The following is a 16,482-nucleotide window of genomic DNA, read 5'->3' as shown; positions in this document are numbered from 1 at the left end:
CATCGACGCGGTTCGCTCGTGCCAACTGCCCCGAGCGGATCGTCGCGGATCCGAAGTACTCCGTAATCGTGAGTCACCTCACAGCCTTTGTCAAGTGCCACTGGACAGCAAGGAAAATCCGTCGGTATAGTCCTGCTCACCCACTGCGCATGTATTCGTAACGAGCGCAGCATTATTGGAGGTGTTCCGGCTCGTGAACGGCGAAGAAGTTCTGTGTGCCTACGAAAAGATGTTGTTGATCCGGATGATGGAGGAGCGCATCTCGGCGCTCTACAAGGGCGACACCATTCCGGGGTTCGTTCACACTTCGATAGGTCAAGAGGCGTGCGCGGTGGGGGCTCTCACTCATGCGCGGGTCAGTGACGTCATCACCTCGACGCACCGCGGGCACGGCCATGTTCTGGCAAAGGGTCTCGAGCCCGACCGGATGATGGCGGAGTTGATGGGCAAGGTCACCGGAGCCAACAACGGCCGGGGTGGCTCGATGCACGTGGCGGATCCCCGCTTGGGGATCTTCGGTGCGAACGGGATCGTGGGCGCGGGGTTGCCGATTGCCGTCGGTGCGGCTTTCGCTGCCAAGGATCGCGGTGAGGGCGATCTGGTGGTGGCGTTCTTCGGTGACGGGGCGATTGCGACCGGTGCGTTCCACGAGGCGATGAACATGGCTGCTCTGTGGAAGCTGCCGATCATCTTCCTGTGCGAGAACAACGGATTCTCGGAGTTTTCCTCGACGGTGGATCAGCATCCTGTCCCGATCTCTGCGCGCGCAGCGGGATACGGGATGAAATCGATCACGCTGGCAGGCAACGACGTCGAGGCGGTCGCCGACGGTATTCGGCCGGTGTACGAGCAGGTGCGAGGCAGCGGTGGTCCGGTGTTCGTGGAGGTCACGACTCTGCGGGTGCACGGGCACTACGAGGGCGATCCGCAGGTGTACCGCGACAAGGACGAGATGGCGCGAGACATTCTCGCGGCCGATCCACTGACGCTGACGCGTGGCCGACTCCGAGAGCTCGGCATCGGGGACGAAGTACTCGATCTGGTGGACAAGCGGGTGAGGGCGGTGGTCGCCGAGGCGGAGCGTTTCGCGCGGTCGTCGCCGCAACCGGAGGCGTCGAGCGTGATGGAGTACATCTTTTCGCCGCGTCGCATCTACCCGCCGGACCGCCTCGACGTGGGTGTCGGCGCGGGCGGCGCGGCCGTGTCGCAGTCCAAGATCCTCAAGGCGGCGCTCGACGACTCTCTGGCGGCCGATCCGGATGTGTTTCTTGCCGGCATCGACGTTGCCGGCGGAAATGTTTTCGGTCTGACCAGGGGATTGGCCGCAAAGTATCCGGGTCGAGTGCTCGATACGCCGATCTCCGAATCGGCAATCATGGGTCTTGCCGTCGGCTCCGCGATGGCGGGCCGTAGGCCCGTCGTGGAACTGATGTACCTCGACTTCCTCGGGGTGTGCCTGGATCAGTTGATGAATCAGGCGGCAAAACTTCGGTTCATGACGGGCGGCGCAGTGAGTCTGCCGTTGGTGGTGCGGACGCAGTTCGGTTCCGGCAGATCGTCGGGTGGTCAGCATTCGCAGAGTCTCGAGGCGCTGTTGGCGCACATCCCGGGACTGACTGTGCTCATGCCGAGTTCGGGCGCGGATGCATACGGGTTGTTGCGGGCAGCGATCGAGGACGACAACCCGGTCATGTTCATCGAGCATCGACTGCTGTACGAGAAGAAAAGTTTGTTGCCGAGCAAGGATTTTCGGGTTCCGATCGGAAAGGCAGCGGTGACGAGACCAGGTTCGGACGTCACCATCGTCTCGTGGTCGCGTATGGCATTGCACGCCTTGGTCGCGGCGCAGACGTTGGCAGACGAAGGGATCGATGCCGAGGTCATCGATCTACGAACGATTGCTCCGCTCGATCGGGAGACGATTCTCGAATCATTCAGTCGGACGAACCGGATGGTCATTGCCCAGGAAGCCGTCGTGGACTTCGGCGTCGGAGCCGAGATCGCAGCTATGGCGGTGGATTCCGGGTTCTATTCACTGGACGCGCCGGTAGTGCGGGTGGGAGCACGGTACGCGCCTGCGCCCTATGCGCCGGTGCTCGAACGTGAGTGGGAAGTCGGACCTGACGACATCGTTGCAGCCGTTCGGCGGGTGATGTCGTGCTGAGCGCTACCCGCCCGCGGGCAATGACCGGCGGCGGGGTGCTGCCCGAGATGCTTCTCGACGCCCTGCGTCGCGATCCCGAAGCACTGGCCCTTGTCGACGAGAGTGTGCGGTGGACTTACCAGGAATTGGTGGACGCTGCAACGAGCTTTGCAGGCGCACTGCATAAATCGGGATTCGAGCCTGGAGAAGTGGTACTCGTTCAACTGCCGAACTGGTGGGAATCCGTGGTTGCGGCCTGGGGCACGTGGCTTGCCGGCGGCATTCTCCTTCCGGTGGTCCCGATTTACCGCGCACACGAGTTGTCCTTCATCGTCGAGCAAGCTGAGCCGTCGGTGATCGTAGCCCCGCAGGAATACCGCGGATATCGTCACGTCGAGCAACTCGGGACGGTGCTCCGTGATCTGGGCCGAGAGGTTCTTCTGGTGGAGGCTCGAGGCGAAGGTGGGTTGCGACGCACAACGTTCGACGACTTCCTGGACTTCGGGATGGAGTCGAACCGGCCCGACCACCGCGCGGATCCCGACGATGTCGCCCTCGTTCTCTACACGTCGGGAACCACCTCGGCTCCGAAAGGCGTGCTTCACACACATCGGACCCTGATGGCCGAGAGTTCGAGCATGATCGCGCATTGTGGCGTGGATTCGCAGGACCGAATCTTCATGCCTTCGCCGTTACCCCACATCACCGGAATTTCGTATGCGGTAGTTCTGCCGGCAGCGGCAGCCTGCTCTACCGTTCTGATGCAACGCTGGGTTCCCGAAGTGGCAGTTGCGTTGATCGAACGCGAGCAATGCACGTTCACCGTGAGCGCGACACCGTTTCTCCGTGGTCTCGCCGACGCCTACGAGAAGGGCGGATATCGACGATCTCAGCTGACCCGATTCGTGTGTGGTGGGGCCGGGATTCCGCCCGAGTTGGTGCGTCGGGCCCATCGCGTGATGGGGACGGCGGTTGTTCGCACCTACGGATCGACGGAACTTCCGACCCTCGTCATGGGTGATCCTTTCGGTGACATCGACCTGCAGGCAGAGGACGAAGGAGCTGTGATCGGCGGAAACGAATTCCGGCTCGGCGAAGACGACGAGCTGTTGGTGCGGGGCCCGGAACTGTTCGTCGGCTACGTCGACAGCTCGATCAACGAGGAATCGTTCACCGAGGACGGCTTTTTCCGGACCGGCGACGTAGCCACCGTGGACGGACCCGGTCAGATCCGGATCACGTCACGGATCAAGGACATCATCAACCGGGGCGGAGAGAAATTCAGCGCTGCCGACATCGAGTGGGCCCTCGAGGCTCATCCCAATGTGGGAGAGGTGGCGGTGGTCGGGTATCCGGACGAGGATCTGGGGGAGCGCGCGTGCGCCTTCGTGGTTCCGGACGGTGATCCGCCAAGCGTTCGAGATCTGCGGATCTTCCTGCTGTCCGAAGGATTTGCCGTTCAGAAAGCTCCGGAGAGAGTCGAGACCGTTGCGTCGCTTCCTCGGACGGAGAGTGGGAAGGTTCAGAAGTTTCTCCTACGTCGAGCGCTAGGCTTGGGCTCCGCACAGGCGGTCCCCGAGACCTACGGAAGCGAGTTCGGACATGACGGCAACCGGCGCAAAGCCACCTCGTAAGACGGCTGAGTCGACAGCGGCTGCATCGAAGAAATCGCAACCGCGCAAGACGACTCCCCAAAAGACGACGGCACAGAAGAAGTCGGCGCCGGCCAAGGTGGCGGCGCGCAAACAGAAGACGGAGGACAACGGTTTGGGGACGTCGGTAGGCAAGACGGTTCGTGCCGAACGCACGAGACAGGGAATCCCGGTTCGTGAATTGGCGAGGCGGCTCGGCGTATCGCCGTCCTTCCTGTCGCAGTTCGAACTGGGGCAGAGTCAGGCCGCGGTGAACACGCTTTTTGCGATCGCGACCGAACTCAACCTGTCCTTGGACGTGCTGCTCGGCAACAGCGTCGATCCGGAACGGGAATCCGCATCCGAAACGAAGACTCACGAACCGCGGATCTCCGACTGCCTCACCTTTCGGTCGGGTGTTCGCTGGCAACGGTTGGCGAACACTCCCGCGAACCATCACGTCCAGTTCCTCCTCACGGAGTACGAGCCCGGCGCCGATTCCGCACCGGGCGATGCACCGCAGACTCATTCGGGTGACGACTACGGGTACGTGCTGGAAGGGACTCTGACGATCGACATCGACGGAATGCGTCGGCTCCTCAAGGCGGGTGAAGCGATACACCTGGTCGGGAACGTTCCCCACCGGTTGCGCAACGAGACGGACGAGACGGTCAAGGCGATCTGGTTCGTCCTGGGCTGAGTAACCGGGTGCGATGCACTGGGTGTGATGCCGCTAGGTGTGACACCGGTCTCGATTCAACTTAGGCAATCCTTTTCTTGACTAATTCCAGAAAAGCGGCATACTGGGAAACATGCGAGACGGAGAGCATGACTTCGACCCCCGAGCGCAACTGCGCGCCGTCGGGTTGAGGGTCACTGCTCCGCGCCTCGCCGTGCTGGATGCGGTTACAGCCCAACCGCATTCAGACGCCGATTCTGTTGCAGCACTCGTGCGGCAGCAGCTCGGATCGGTATCCACACAGGCCGTTTACGACGTGCTGAAGGCATGCGTGAACGCAGGATTGCTGCGACGCATCGAGCCGGCGGGTTCGCCCGCACGGTTCGAGACGAGGACTGGTGACAACCACCATCACCTCGTCTGTCGCGGCTGCGGCAAGGTCGTCGACGTCGATTGTGTTGTCGGCCAAGCTCCCTGCCTCGAACCTTCCGATAATCACGGCTTCGAAATCGACGAAGCCGAGGTCGTGTTCTGGGGCCGTTGCGAAGATTGCCTGAAGAATTCTGCCGAATCCGACACCGAGTCGGACGCGGTCTCGCAGAATCGAATTGATGCGTCCAGAACCTCCGAGTCAGCCACCTCGCATGCAGCCCATGCGTTCGACTCGGATGCAGCCCCGCTCCTCTGACGCCCAGCCCACAACGCTAGGAGGCTTCGCCATGACCAAGCCCACCACCAACAATTTCGGTATCGCGGTCGCAAGTGATGACGAATCGCTGACCGCGGGTATTCAGGGGCCGGTGCTCCTTCACGACCACTACCTGATCGAGAAGCTCGCGCAGTTCAACCGCGAGCGTGTCCCGGAGCGCATCGTCCACGCCAAGGGCGGCGGCGCTTTCGGTGAACTCGTCATCACACACGACGTCAGCAAGTACACCAAGGCCGCGTTCCTGCAGCCGGGTAAGAAGACCGAGTCCCTCGTCCGCTTCTCCACCGTCGCCGGTGAGCAGGGCAGCCCGGACACCTGGCGCGATCCGCGCGGTTTTGCGATGAAGTTCTACACCGAAGAGGGAAACTACGACCTCGTCGGCAACAACACCCCGGTGTTCTTCATCAAGGACGCCATCAAGTTCCCCGACTTCATTCGTTCGCAGAAGCGACTGCCCGGCTCCGGTCTTCGTGACCACGACATGCAGTGGGACTTCTGGACTCTGCGTCCCGAGACCGCTCACCAGGTGACCTGGCTGATGGGTGACCGCGGTATCCCGAAGACCTGGCGCAACATGGACGGCTTCGGATCGCACACCTACCAGTGGGTCAACGCTGCGGGTGAACGCTTCTGGGTGAAGTACCACTTCAAGACCGATCAGGGCATCGAGTTCCTGACGCAGGCCGAAGCAGACAGCCTCGCCGGTAGCGATCCCGACTACCACCGCGCGGATCTGTACAACGCCATCGAGGCCGGTAATTTCCCGAGCTGGACACTCAAGGTTCAGATCATGCCGGTCGACGAGGCCGAAGGCTACCGCTTCAACCCGTTCGACCTCACCAAGGTCTGGTCCCAGAAGGACTACCCACTGATCGAGGTCGGCAAGTGGACGCTGAACCGCAATCCGGAGAACTTCTTCGCGCAGATCGAGCAGGCATCCTTCGAGCCGTCGAACGTGGTGCCCGGCATCGGATTCAGCCCGGACAAGATGCTTCTCGGCCGCGTCTTCTCCTACGCCGACGCACATCGTTACCGCATCGGCACCAACTACGCCGACCTGCCGGTCAATGCCCCGAAGAACGAGGTGAACTCCTACTCCAAGGAGGGCGCCATGCGTTACAGCTTCAATTCCCCGTCGACGCCGGTGTACGCACCGAACTCGTACGGCGGACCGCATGCCGATCCGTCGGTTGCCGGTGACGAAGGACTGTGGGCGTTCGACGGCAAGGCAGTGCGCGCCGGATACATCGAGCACGCCGAGGACGGCGACTTCACGCAGGCCGGAACGCTGGTCCGTGAAGTTCTCGACGACGCAGCTCGTGAGCGCCTGGTGAGCAACATCGTCGGCCACGCCCTTGCCGGCGTCAGTGAGGAAGTTCTGTTGCGTGTCTTCGAGTACTGGAAGAACGTCGACGCAGATTTGGGCAAGCGCGTCGAAGAAGGTGTACGCGCAGGTCAGTGACCCGCTGACATGAGCATCGCTTAGGTCTACCGAATGCGGACCGCTGCAAGGGAAATCACTTCCCGGCAGCGGTCCGTTTCCGTCTACCCAACTACAGAAGCGCAAACCAATAGACGAAGCATGCGAGAAGGAATACAACGACTGACTCCATGACGACACCCCTGTTCGACGTGCACTTCTGCTGTTCGCACTCTCCATGATCCGCTTCTCGAGCTGAGAATGCTCGGGGCACAAGTTTCGCGAACCGAGGTGTTGGGCAGTCAATTCCCATGGCAATAGGTGCGGTTCTCTTCGACATCGACGGAACGCTCGTCGATTCCAACTATCTGCACGTAGAAGCGTGGTCGCGAGCTTTCTTCGAGGTAGGTCGCCCGGTCGACGCGTGGCGGGTACACCGCAGCATCGGCATGGACGGAGACCAACTACTGGAGTCCTTGCTCGGCGAAGACATCGACGGGTGCGGACCGCGAGCCAAAGAACTTCACACCACGTACTACCGGCAGTCGGCCGACCGTCTCCGAGTACTGCCGGGAGCGCGCGAGTTGATCCGCCGAGTTCACTCGCTCGGACTGCACGTGGTGCTCGCTACCTCGGCGCCGGACGACGAACTGAAGTTGCTACGCCGGACGCTCGACATCGACGAAATGATCTACGCCGCCACCTCTTCGGAATCCGTCGACGAGGCCAAACCTGATCCGGACCTGATCGAGGTCGCGCTCGCGAAGGCAGGTGTCGACGCGGGCAATGCGGTCATGGTCGGGGATGCCGTCTGGGACATGAAGGCGGCGACATGGGCGGGCGTTGTGGCTGTGGGAGTGCGCAGCGGCGGCATGTCGACCGACGAACTCGAAGGTGCGGGTGCGGCTGCCGTGTACGACGACGCCCGCGACCTCCTCGACCACCTCGACGGCAGTGTGATTTCCGAACTCGTTTCAGGCCTAGATACCGGGAGTTGATCAGTGATGGCACGATTCGGCTACACCTTGATGACGGAGCAGGCAGGTCCGAAAGAACTGGTTCGCCATGCAGTTCGGGCCGAAGAAGTCGGCTTCGACTTCGAAGTGATGAGTGATCACTACTCGCCGTGGCTGACCGAGCAGGGGCATGCACCCTACGCCTGGTCGGTGCTGGGGGCAGTCGCCCACGCCACCGAGCGAGTCGGTTTGATGACGTACGTGACTTGTCCGACCGTGAGGTACCACCCCGCCGTCGTCGCTCAGAAAGCTGCGACGATCCAGATCCTCGCGGACGGACGCTTCACCCTGGGATTGGGAAGTGGCGAGAGCCTGAACGAGCATGTGGTCGGCGAGGGTTGGCCGTCCATCGACACCCGCCAGGACATGCTGCAGGAGGCGGTGAGCATCATTCGCGCACTGCTCGCCGGAGATCTGGTGAGCTGGAAGGGGGAGTACTTCGACGTCCAGTCCGCCAGGATCTGGGATCTCCCCGAGAACCCGGTTCCGCTGGCGCTGGCCATGTCCGGAGACAAGTCCGTCGAGCGTTTCGGTCCGATGGCCGACGATCTGATTGCCGTGCAACCGGATTCGGAGCTAGTGCACTTGTGGAAGCACGTGCACGGCCGAGCATACGGATTGGCTCCCGCAGGCCGGACCATCGGTCAGATTCCGATCTCGTGGGACCCTGATCGCGACACGGCAATTGCACGAGCTCATCAGCAGTTCCGGTGGTTCGGCGGAGGGTGGTCCGTGAACTCCGAACTGCCGACGCCGGCGAGCTTCTCGGGTGCGACTCAGTTCGTGCGCAAAGAGGATGTAGCTGAAAGCATTCCGTGTGGTCCCGATCTCGATGTGATCGTCGAAGCGGTCAAGGCATACACGGACGCCGGATTCACCGATGTGGCACTGGTACAGATCGGTGGAGATACCCAAGACCGATTCTTCGACGAGGCGGCCAAGCCGCTGCTCGAGGCTCTGCACGTCGAATTGGGTTGATCGAGAAGATCAATCGAGTTCCGCCGAGTGGGCTCTTGTCGAGTCGCGCGCTACCGCCGTGCAGCCTCGCCTGCTGCGCGACGAGGGCCAGTCCCAAACCGCTTCCGGCGTCGCCCGCACCGGTACCACGAACGAATCTCTCGAACATCGCTTCGCGTTCCGAAGGCGCGATCACGGTGCCGTTGTCGTCGACGAATACCGTCGCCGAACCCGTCGCAGCCCCTGATCGGACGGTGATCTCGACTTCGTCGGCATTGCCGTGCCGAACGGAATTGGTGACGGCGTTGGTCAGCACCAGACGGATACCCGCGGGAAAGGCCTGAACCGAAAGTTCTTCCGGTGCTTTCAAACGAACGTCGACCTGCGGGTGCAGACGGCCTGCGTCAGCAACGGCGCGATCGGCAACCTCCACGAGATCGACGTCGGCACAATCCTCGGGATCGGCCACGTCACCCAGGGCTAGAGTCTCGAGGTCGGTCAGGGTGCGCTCGATCTGGCGCTGCGCTTCCAACAATTCGCCGGACAGTTCGCGCCGTTGGCTCTCCGTGAGATCGAGTGTTGCGAGAACTTCGAGATCGGTACGCATCGACGTGAGAGGTGTGCGCAGTTCGTGGGCGGAGACGCGAGCGAAATCGCGTGCCGACTCCAACGCCTCCTCGGTGCGGCTTCGATCGCTTTCGATGCGACTGAGCATGCTGTGGATTGCCTCCGACAGTTCTTCGGCTTCTCGCGTTCCACGTACCGACGGTGCCCGGCGCGAGAGTCCGTCGACGTCGAGGTTGTTGCCGATCGAACTGGTGGTCTCGGTCAATTGCTGTAGTGGCCGGACGGCTCGGCCGGTGAGGAACCAACCGAGCCCGGCCGCGGCAAGGATGGCGACCACTGCTGCAGCGGCCACTTGGAACTGCTGCTCACGGATTGCCTGGGTCAGTGGGTCTTCGGGGATGCTGACGGCCAGTGCGGCGCCGCTGTCGCCGGGCACCAGAACATCACGACTGCGAACATCGGTGGTAGCCAAGGCGCTGACGGTCGCGGCGTTGAATCCGGGGCTGACCACGGATGGTTCTGTTGTTGCAGTTGGTGTTTCGATGAATAGCGGGCTCGGCGCACTCGCCGCGACGCCCAGGGTGACGGAATCGAGAGTGCGTTCGAGTTGTTCGGATCCGTTGACACGCAGAAAGACCGCGAACGCAATTCCGATCGCGGCAATCACGATTCCGGCGGCCAGGCCCGAGGCGATGGCTACGCGAGTCTGAAGTGACAGCGGCCGCTTCATCGTTCGGCCCTCAGGACGAAGCCCACCCCACGCACTGTGTGGATCACGCGGGGAGTCCCGTCGACTTCGAGTTTCTTGCGTAGATAGGTGACAAAGACGTCGACGACATTGGTGTCGGCAGCGAAGTCGTAACCCCAGACGAGTCGCAGGAGTTGTGCGCGACTGAGTACGACACCGGCGTGCTCGGCGAGTACCGACAACAGGTCGAATTCTCTTTTGGTGAGTTCGATTCGTCTACCGTCGATGTGCGCTCGATGGCCACGGAGATCGACCGTCAGCGGTCCCACCGTGATCGGATGGTCGACCGACGGGGTGGCTCGCGTCGTGCGTCGAAGTAATGCGCGGAGTCTGGCGACGAGCTCGGCCAACTCGAAGGGCTTGGTGAGGTAGTCGTCGGCGCCCGCCTCCAGCCCCGCGATGCGATCACCCACGGAACTTCGGGCGCTGAGTACGCAGATCGGAACCTCGTTGCCGATCGCGCGCAGGGCGGTCACCACCCCGACGCCGTCGAGGCCGGGCATGTTGACGTCGAGAACGAGCGCGGCCGGGCATTGCTTGTTCACCGATGACAAGGCCGATCGTCCGTCGACGGCAGTTGCCGTGTCGAAGCCCGACAATCGGAGTCCACGTTCGAGCGAATTCAGAACCTTCGCGTCGTCGTCAACGATCAGGATGCGCTCGCGTGTACTCACCCCAGCCATGGTGCCATCGGATCAAGGCCTGGGGCCTCGCTCGGAGCGAGGGCCGTCGCATTCTCATCAACTCCTAAGAAACCGACAACAGATCTGCAGTGTTGGCTTCATAACCTCGGGTTTCTCGGATGCGACCGCGCCGAGAACTCGAGAACGTTCGATCAAGGAGAACTACGATGACGCGATTGAAAGTGAACGGCAAGCGGGCCCGCCGGACCGGTGTGGTGGTGGCGTCCGTGGCGGTCCTCGGTATGGCAGTGGCGCCGGGAATCGCCTGGGCTTCCAATCCGATTTCCGACGGGTCACCGGTGGCGGTGCGGTCGATCGCGACCGCTCCGTCCGAGTTGGGTGTGGCTCCCGAAGTAGCGTGTGGTGTCGCGGCGCCGATTTCCGACGAGGAGCTGCAGAAGCTCATCGACGAGGGGAAGGTCGTGCGCGCGGAGGAGGCCGGTACGGCCGCAGTCACTATCGAAGTGCCGAGCGAAGCTGCGACATTCGTTGCGCGTGAAGGGGTGCCGGCGTTGCCGACCGTCGAGTGGGCTCCGACGACCGAAGGTGTTCCGGCAGAGGTGCTCGACATGGCAGGCGTCGCTCCGCTGGAGGAGGGCGTTGCCCTGTCATGCACGGTTGCCGCGGGCTGACGAGCGAAAAAAGCTCCGCATGAACCGCTTTGACCTGGAACGGTACGGCCGTACTCAACTGGGTCTGGAGGTTGGTCAAGCCTGTCGGTAGCACTTGCTACGTTCGGGGCGGTCTCGGCGAGCATGCCGGGGCCGTCGCCGACGGCGTCATGTGTGTGGTGTCTTGCAGAGGGTGCGGTACGGCCTGATGCGGGGCGCGTTTCGAAAGGTGTTGTGTTTCATGGTCATGGGCCCCACCCACGCGATGTCCGGTGCTGCTGTGGGGTTGGTGGTTGCGGAGTTGTTGCCTCTCGACTGGGGAGGGCCCACATCCACTGCGGAAACTTTGACCTTTGCCGGAGTGTGCGCCGGAGCCGCCTTGCTTCCCGACCTCGATACCGGTCAGTCGACGGTTTCGCGATCATTCGGTCCGCTCAGCAAGGCTCTGGCCAAAGGCATCGACGCAATTTCGGTGACCTTCTACCGCATCACCAAAGGCAAGAAGGACGGCAAGCGTCGTGGTGGGCATCGGACGCTCACGCACACCGCGCTGTTCGCCGCCGGGTTGGGTGCCGGGGTCTCGGCGCTGGTTGTTCAGTTCGGGAAGCCAGCCATCATCATCACCCTGTTCTTCTGCCTCGGGTTGGCCATCCGAGGATTGGCGGGTGAATTGGCCAAGGAGAAGGGATGGCTCGCGGTCTCCGCCGTTGCGTTGGTGCTCTCTGCCCTCACCTGGCAGTGGTATCCCAGCGAGGCCGGATCCACGGGGCTAGGTGTTGCGGTGGCACTGGGCTGCGCCACGCACTGTCTCGGCGATGCGATCACCAAGGAGGGAGTGCCGTTTCTTGCACCTCTGATCCCGCTCGGCGGCAAGCGATGGTGGGAGCAACGGCTGCCGTCATTCCTGTCCATCCGTGCAGGTGGGAACCTAGAGAAGGTTCTGATCGGGCCGGCTCTGACGGTTCTGACTGCCTGGTTGATCATCAGTGCGTTCGACGGTGCCCCGGAAGCGATCTACGCGGTATTCGCTCCGATGGTGCAGTGAGCTTCGGAAAACTTTTATTACGGAACCACTGGCATCGTAATCATATTTGTTCTACGTTCGTCCCTGACATGAACCGAGTCGGCTGACGGAGTGAGCAGTGGTGCATCAAGCAGAGCGCATGGCAGAGCACAGCTCGAGCGAAGACGGTGTGAGCCGGCGCGGATTTCTCGCAGCGAGTGCCGGCGCAGCTGCTCTCGCGGGCATTTCCTGGGCGCCGGCTGGAGCAGTTCCCTGGGGTTCGGCATCGACCATCGCGCCACCGCCCGGATTTCCGTCGGACATTCCGTTGTCACAGCAGGCGTACGCGAACTGGTCGCGAGAAATCATGCTCGACAGCGTGTGGACGGCCACGGCACGTCACAGCGATGACGTCGTCACCCTCGCCAACTGGGCGTTCGACAACGGGTACACAGTGCGTGCGAAGGGAACGATGCACGGGTGGAGTCCGTTGACGGTGGTGCCCGGCGCGCCTTCGGATCGAGTTCTGCTGGTCGATACGATGGCCAAACTGAATTCGGTTGTGGTGCAGCACGGCACGCCCGCAACGGTCACGGCGGGCGCCGGCGCCAGTATCGAAGCGATTCTGACAGCGCTCGAGCGAGAAGGGCTCGGCTGGGCCAACTCTCCGGCGATCGGTGAGCTGTCCATCGCCGGCGCGCTGGCGATCGGTGCTCACGGGGCAACCTATCCGGCTGTGGGGGAGACGATCACCCCTGGTCAATCGTATGGTTCGCTGAGCAACCTGATCACCGAGATCACGGTGGTGGCGTGGGACGAAGGCATCAATCGGTACGCACTGAAGACATTTCACCGATCGGACGTCGAGAGCACCGCCTTCCTGACCCATCTGGGTCGAACCTTCGTCACCTCCGTGACGCTGCAAGCCGGGGAGAATTATCGGCTGCGGTGCCAGAGTTTCACCGACATTCCGTGGCAAGAACTCTTTGCTGCTCCCGGTTCGCCAGGGCGTACCTACGAGAGTTTCGTCGAGAAATCCGGACGGGTGGAAGCAATCTGGTTCCCGTTCACGCAAACACCGTGGCTCAAGGTCTGGACACCGACCCCGGTCAAACCGCCGGAGTCCCGAGAGGTGAGCGGGCCGTACAACTACTTCTTCTCCGACGCGATTCCCGAAGAGGTCACCACCCCGTTGGGGATGGTGGCACAGGGTCTCCAAGCTGCGACACCGCTGTTCGGCGCCTCTCAGTTCGGCGCTGTAGCAGCAGGATTGGTGCTGACCGACACCGACGATCTCTGGGGCTGGTCGAAAGACGTTCTGTTCTACCTCCGGCACACGACCTTGCGCGTCGTAGCCGGGGGCGGAGCCGTGATCACCAAGCGGTCCAACATCGGCCGAGTCGTCCACGAGATGACGAGTTGGCTGAACGAACGAATGACGCACTACGCGTCGCTGGGGCAGTATCCCGTCAACATGCCGTTCGAAGTGCGTCTCTGCGGTGTCGACGATGACGGCGAGGTGTTGGTCGACAGCGCCGGAGTGCCGGACCTGTCAGCGGTGCGGCCGCGGGCGGATCGTCAGGACTGGGACACAGCGATCTGGATGAACGTGGTCTCGATTCCCGGCACCGCGGGATTGCCTGCCTTCCTTCGCGAAATGGAACGGTGGATGGTCGCGAACTACTCCGGCGATTACGCGACCTTCCGTCCGGAGTGGTCCAAGGGGTGGGCATTCACCGATCAGGCGGCGTACCAGGACGACGAATTCCTCACCAGCACAGTGCCTGCCACCTTCCGTGCCGGTGGCGACGGGAATTGGGACTTCGCTCTCGCCACTCTCGACGAACACGACCCACACCGCGTCTTCAGCAATACGTTCCTCGACCGCGTATTGCCACCCAGCTGAATCTCCTACTGCGGAAGCGGTTTGCGCCAACATACGTCGGTGACACGGATACGCTGATTGTTGTCACCGTTCCAATCGACGCTCAGCCCCTGAGTTCGGAGTGCGTCGGCTACCTGGCGCCCGACGGTCTGATCGGTGTGCGCGATCATGTGTGCCTTGGCGGTTTCGTCGCCGCCGAAGGCAGCGGCGACCAGTGCGGGATCGAGATCGTGGGCCGGACGAAACGCACTGTAGGACAAGTAGAGATCGGACGGCTCGTCGCCGAGACGCTCCGCATCTTGCATGTGGAAGAACGTGTACGCCCACTGAGCAAAGGGATACCCGTTCTCGTCGGGTTCGGACGGCGTGCGTTCGTCGTCGATTTCAGTAGTGCCGCACTGCATGCAGCAGGTGAAGTTCATCCGGGCTACGATGCCGTTGCGCTCGAGATCAGCGAAGGCTGCGGAGAGGCGCTCGAAGTCGCCGGGAGCCGTCCACTGGGTCTGCTCCCCGAGTCTGTGGTCCCAGACCTCACGCACTACTGCGTCGATCTGTCTGCCGAGTTCGTCGTTCTCGAAGCCGCCCTCGACACAGTCTCGGGCGGCTTCGCAGATTTCGTCGAACGTCGCGAAACCTGGGAGTACCAGTTCGCGTGCTTGCTCACCTACGGCGACGATGTCGGCCTCACTGAGCACCGGTGCTGACCGTGACTGTGCTGACCGTGACTGTGCTGACCGTGACTGTGATGACCGTGACCAGGGCAATCGCATACCGGCACCGTACTGCACCGATCCGACCGTCAGGCGACGTCGGCTGCTGCTTTCGTTTCCTCCTCGTTTGACGGGGCCGGCTTGTTCGGGATGAGCGCCGTGGCGATCAGGCCCACCACGACAAATCCGGCCGCAAGGTATCCGCCGAGTGTGATGCCGTGAGTCATCGCAGATTGGGCAGCGTCGGCGACGAAGGCAGTGTTCGGTGAACCGGCCAGCGAGTCGATGGCGGCGCCTGCGCTGTCGGTGACTGCCCGCGTCAACTGATCAGCCTGAGCTTGGTCGACACCGGATCCGGTGAGGTCGTTGTTCAGCGTCGAATTGAGAGTGCTGAAGAAGACCGTGGTGAGGACAGCGATGCCCAGTGCGGATCCGAGTTGGCGGAACGCGCTCTGAATGCCGGAGCCTTGACCGGCGCTCTGCTCGGGAATCTCCTCGAGCACCACGTTGGTCACCTGGGCAGTCGCAAAACCGACGCCGATTCCGTAGAAGAACAGCACTGCGGCGATAGTCCACCAGGGGCTGTCTGTCGCAGCGATGAATCCGAGGCCGGCGAGACCGAGCGCTTCGAGAGCCAGGCCGATACGGACCAAGCCCAACGGCGAGACCTTCGATGCCAGCCCGAAGCTCGCACCACTGGCGACAAAGCTGCCGATGGCAATGGGAACCAGCGCGAGCCCTGCCTGGAGGGCGCTGTATCCGAGCGTGAACTGGAGCCAGAGAGGAAGCACCGCAACGATTCCGAACTCGCCGAGTCCGATGATCAGCGTCGCGATGTTGCCGTTGCGGAACGACGAGATGGAGAACAACCGTACGTCCATCAGTGCCCGCGACGGATCGGCGCTGCGGGTGAGCATGGTTTGACGGTAGGCGAACGCACCGAGCGACAGAACGGCGAGAACCAGCGCCACCAGAACCGGCGACGGTCCGCTGGACCATGAAAGACCGAACAGATCGAAGGGTTCCTTCGTCGTCAGCCACCCGTACGTTCGTCCCTCGACGAGGCCGAAGGCCAGCAGGCCGAGCCCGGCGATGGACAGTGCTGCTCCGGTGGCGTCGATGCGCCCAGCGGTGCGGGGTGAGGGCGCGATGAACAGCACTGCGCCGATCAGAATGAGCGCAGCAAGCGGAATGTTGATCCCGAATGCCCAACGCCATGAGGCATGTTCGGCAAGCCAGCCGCCGAGCAATGGGCCGAGGGCGGATGCAGCGCCGATGGTGGAGCCCCAGACCGCGAAGGCCTGGCCGCGCGCCTTTCCGGTGAACATCGCGTTCAGAAGCGACAGTGACGTGGGCAGGATCATGGCCGCGCCGGCGCCCTGCAGGAAGCGCGCCAGGATGAGCAGACCGCCGTTCGGCGCCAGTCCGGCCAGCAGGCTCGTCGCGCCGAACACGATGACACCGGCAATGAAGATGCGACGAGCGCCGACCAGATCGGCAACTCTGCCGACCAATAGCAGAAGTGCCGCGAACACGATTGCGTAGGACTCTTGGATCCATTGAGCCTGAACGGAATTGATCCCGAGATCTTCGATGATCGAGGGAACTATGACGTTGACGATCGTGGTGTCGACGACGATCAGTGCCACGCCGAGTGCAATGGCGATCAGGCCCAACCACTTGCGGGTGGTGGGTGAGATGTTCACGAATAAACCTCCAT

14 protein-coding genes are annotated in these 16,482 nt (G+C 62.5%); 10 read left to right on the top strand and 4 right to left on the bottom strand.

The window, feature by feature from the left end:
• Nucleotides 1-193: 193 nt before the first annotated feature.
• From P3G66_RS18915 to P3G66_RS18885, 7 genes are all read left to right on the top strand, one after another.
• Nucleotides 194-2,164, top strand: a complete 1,971-nt coding sequence (locus P3G66_RS18915; protein ID WP_199267496.1) for a dehydrogenase E1 component subunit alpha/beta — start codon at nt 194-196, stop codon at nt 2,162-2,164.
• Entirely contained in the window at nt 2,158-3,777 is a 1,620-nt protein-coding gene (locus tag P3G66_RS18910) for an AMP-binding protein (RefSeq protein ID WP_276116990.1), read from the top strand. The genes P3G66_RS18915 and P3G66_RS18910 overlap by 7 nt, the downstream gene beginning before the upstream one ends.
• Nucleotides 3,746-4,474 carry an XRE family transcriptional regulator gene (locus P3G66_RS18905; protein WP_276116989.1) on the top strand — a complete coding sequence of 243 codons (729 nt, stop codon included), beginning with the start codon at nt 3,746-3,748 and terminating at the stop codon, nt 4,472-4,474. The genes P3G66_RS18910 and P3G66_RS18905 overlap by 32 nt, the downstream gene beginning before the upstream one ends.
• A gap of 112 nt (nt 4,475-4,586) precedes the next feature.
• The gene (locus P3G66_RS18900; RefSeq protein ID WP_003943517.1) at nt 4,587-5,141 is read left to right on the top strand and encodes a Fur family transcriptional regulator; all 555 of its coding nucleotides are present in this window, start codon (nt 4,587-4,589) and stop codon (nt 5,139-5,141) included.
• Nucleotides 5,142-5,172: 31 nt separating this feature from the next.
• Nucleotides 5,173-6,624 (top strand): catalase, encoded by a 1,452-nt coding sequence (locus P3G66_RS18895; protein WP_003943483.1) that lies wholly within the window; start codon nt 5,173-5,175, stop codon nt 6,622-6,624.
• A gap of 269 nt (nt 6,625-6,893) precedes the next feature.
• Entirely contained in the window at nt 6,894-7,580 is a 687-nt protein-coding gene (locus P3G66_RS18890) for an HAD family hydrolase (protein ID WP_003943463.1), read from the top strand.
• Nucleotides 7,581-7,586: 6 nt separating this feature from the next.
• Nucleotides 7,587-8,576: an LLM class F420-dependent oxidoreductase gene (locus P3G66_RS18885; protein WP_007732341.1), complete on the top strand. Its 990-nt coding sequence runs from the start codon at nt 7,587-7,589 to the stop codon at nt 8,574-8,576.
• Here P3G66_RS18885 and P3G66_RS18880 read toward each other — a convergent pair.
• Both P3G66_RS18880 and P3G66_RS18875 read right to left on the bottom strand, forming a co-directional pair.
• Nucleotides 8,473-9,852 carry a HAMP domain-containing sensor histidine kinase gene (locus P3G66_RS18880; RefSeq protein WP_042446646.1) on the bottom strand — a complete coding sequence of 460 codons (1,380 nt, stop codon included), beginning with the start codon at nt 9,850-9,852 and terminating at the stop codon, nt 8,473-8,475. The two genes, P3G66_RS18885 and P3G66_RS18880, sit on opposite strands and share 104 nt — an antisense overlap.
• On the bottom strand, nt 9,849-10,553 hold the full coding sequence (locus tag P3G66_RS18875) for a response regulator transcription factor (protein WP_042922831.1): 705 nt from the start codon (nt 10,551-10,553) through the stop codon (nt 9,849-9,851). Before P3G66_RS18875 ends, P3G66_RS18880 begins: the two co-directional genes overlap by 4 nt.
• 167 nt (nt 10,554-10,720) lie before the next feature.
• On the opposite strand from P3G66_RS18875, the gene P3G66_RS18870 reads away from it, so the two are divergent.
• The 3 genes from P3G66_RS18870 to P3G66_RS18860 all read left to right on the top strand — a co-directional run bounded on the left by P3G66_RS18870 (nt 10,721) and on the right by P3G66_RS18860 (nt 14,073).
• Nucleotides 10,721-11,185 carry a hypothetical protein gene (locus tag P3G66_RS18870; RefSeq protein WP_050656940.1) on the top strand — a complete coding sequence of 155 codons (465 nt, stop codon included), beginning with the start codon at nt 10,721-10,723 and terminating at the stop codon, nt 11,183-11,185.
• 220 nt (nt 11,186-11,405) lie between these two features.
• Nucleotides 11,406-12,209 (top strand): metal-dependent hydrolase, encoded by an 804-nt coding sequence (locus tag P3G66_RS18865; protein ID WP_047270024.1) that lies wholly within the window; start codon nt 11,406-11,408, stop codon nt 12,207-12,209.
• Nucleotides 12,210-12,327: 118 nt separating this feature from the next.
• Nucleotides 12,328-14,073 (top strand): cholesterol oxidase substrate-binding domain-containing protein, encoded by a 1,746-nt coding sequence (locus P3G66_RS18860; protein ID WP_042446738.1) that lies wholly within the window; start codon nt 12,328-12,330, stop codon nt 14,071-14,073.
• A gap of 5 nt (nt 14,074-14,078) precedes the next feature.
• Here the strand turns inward: P3G66_RS18860 and P3G66_RS18855 are convergent, their stop codons facing one another.
• Together P3G66_RS18855 and P3G66_RS18850 are read right to left on the bottom strand one after the other, a co-directional pair.
• Nucleotides 14,079-14,747 carry a hypothetical protein gene (locus P3G66_RS18855; protein WP_042446741.1) on the bottom strand — a complete coding sequence of 223 codons (669 nt, stop codon included), beginning with the start codon at nt 14,745-14,747 and terminating at the stop codon, nt 14,079-14,081.
• Nucleotides 14,748-14,851: 104 nt separating this feature from the next.
• Nucleotides 14,852-16,468 (bottom strand): DHA2 family efflux MFS transporter permease subunit, encoded by a 1,617-nt coding sequence (locus P3G66_RS18850; protein WP_058227113.1) that lies wholly within the window; start codon nt 16,466-16,468, stop codon nt 14,852-14,854.
• Between the last annotated feature and the right edge of the window lie 14 nt (nt 16,469-16,482).

The sequence above is a fragment of the Rhodococcus sp. C3V genome, from assembly GCF_029269915.1.
GTDB lineage: Bacteria > Actinomycetota > Actinomycetes > Mycobacteriales > Mycobacteriaceae > Rhodococcus_F > Rhodococcus_F qingshengii.
Note: the sequence above shows the minus strand (reverse complement) of the source record. Positions and strands in the feature narration are given on the sequence as shown.